Below are 1,832 nucleotides of genomic sequence, written 5' to 3' on the forward strand. Positions count from 1 at the left end.
TGTCTTTTTTTGTCCTATTTTCATAGTGAAATTTATCTTTTTTTCGTCTGTGCTAAAATTTTTTTAATTTCTCCTAATCGCCGGTATCTGGCGGAAAAATCAATTTGAAATTGTTCACCGAGTTTTTCTAAAATATCATCATAATAATCAAATATGTAGTAATTCTGGTTGATCTCCGTACACTCTGTTTTTCGTAGGCTATTCAACAGTTGTGGCACCGTAAACTTTCCTTCCATCTCCAGCTCCAATAGCCGGATAATGGTAAGTGACACAAAACAAGTTAAAAAGTGTGCTTCAATATGTTCTTTTCTGGATACATAGACTGGACGCGCTTCTAAATCACTCTTGGTAACGCGAAAAGTCTCCTCAATGCGCCACAAGCCCCGATACATGTCAATGATGGCATCATCCGTCTCCTTGTATTCACTGGTAATCAATACATAATATCCATCCAGTGCTTCCTGTTCTTTGATTTTCTGTTCATCCAACTGTAATTGCTTCTTCGGGGTTAGGATTTCTCCAGTCTTCTTATCAAAGGTTATATTTTTAATATAACTGCTGGCTCCTATAGACGTGGCTCGTTTATATGCCCCTGGCCTTTCGATTAATGCCCGTGCCTTTTGAAGTACCTTTTCTCGTTCATACTTGGCCTTTTTCGCATATTTTTCACTCCAAAACACGACTTGCTTTTCATGCACCTGCTTCGTTACTTTTTTTCCGTTTTTTGCTGTCACTTGAATCTCTCTCGGATAGAGTCGCGACTTTCGTTTGTATTCATGTCCAAGCCATTCATAACCGGTTTCATTGATGACGTAATCTTTGAGTTCTTTATTTGCTCCGCGTACAGACATACTGAATACATAGCCATCTTTAGCTGATAACGTATACCAAATGTTATCCCCAGTAGTCATGCCCTTGTCTGCCACGACAACCGCACGCTTGATACCATAATCCAATTTCATTTTTTTCAGGTTCGGGCGATAGGTCATACAGTCATTCGTGTTGCCAGGGAATAATTGATACGTGATGGGTATGCCTTGATTATCCATAAATAACCCCATTTGAACAATCGGGTTGGGACGATGTTCTTTGGAAACACCTTTGCGGCGAAAATCCTCCTCATCCACTGTATCCGTTTCAAAATAATAATTGGTGACATCATAGAATACACGGGAGGTATCTCGCCCATACTTTTCCGTTATCTGATCATGTAGCCACTTTAGGACATCATCCTTTTTTTCGTTAAAGAAAGTCAGTGCCCGGTAAACATCCTGGAGGTTGAAGTTATTTCGTTCAAAAAATAAAGAGCGATTTTCAAAGGATTGGTATTTGGAACCCGGGTACAACAGACGTGTAAAAATTAATAATTTAAAAATAATGTTGGCATCAAAAGAAAACTTGCGGCGATGAGAACGATTTTTCCAAAAGGTATGTAAACCGAGATAGTGATAAATATGACTAAGTATGACATGACCAAAATTTTTTCGATATGCTTTTTCTTTTGCCAATTTATCATCGATGGACAATTCTAAGCGTATGGGTTCTTTCTGTTCCTTTTTTGCCTTTTTTAATTCCTCGACACGTTGTTGGAAGTGGGCGATCGGATCGTCGTAGCGTTTCTCCGCTTCGTCCAGATAGCCCAAGCTTTCAACGGTTTTCTGCCTGGCATATTTCTTTTCTTTATCGTAATAGGAATCAACGATGCTTAGATGAATCCTTCCATTCTTTGTTTTCGTCCTTTTTAAATGCATTCCATCACCCACCTTTAATCTATTATACCATATAACACTATATTACGCTATTAAAATATAACGTGGAAAAAATAAAAAAAT

At 38.3% G+C, this 1,832-nt stretch carries 1 protein-coding gene; it reads right to left on the reverse strand.

Annotated features, from left to right (window positions below):
* Positions 1 to 32 precede the first annotated feature (32 nt).
* The gene (locus tag IEV74_RS19535; protein ID WP_188457024.1) at positions 33 to 1,751 is read right to left on the reverse strand and encodes an IS1634 family transposase; all 1,719 of its coding nucleotides are present in this window, start codon (positions 1,749 to 1,751) and stop codon (positions 33 to 35) included.
* Between the last annotated feature and the right edge of the window lie 81 nt (positions 1,752 to 1,832).

It is taken from the genome of Virgibacillus oceani (genome assembly GCF_014638995.1).
Lineage (GTDB): Bacteria > Bacillota > Bacilli > Bacillales > Amphibacillaceae > Virgibacillus_E > Virgibacillus_E oceani.

Bases quoted from the DNA above. Each gene is read 5' to 3' on its own strand.
- IEV74_RS19535 (WP_188457024.1), bottom strand. From the start codon at position 1,751: ATGCATTTAAAAAGGACGAAAACAAAGAATGGAAGGATTCATCTAAGC.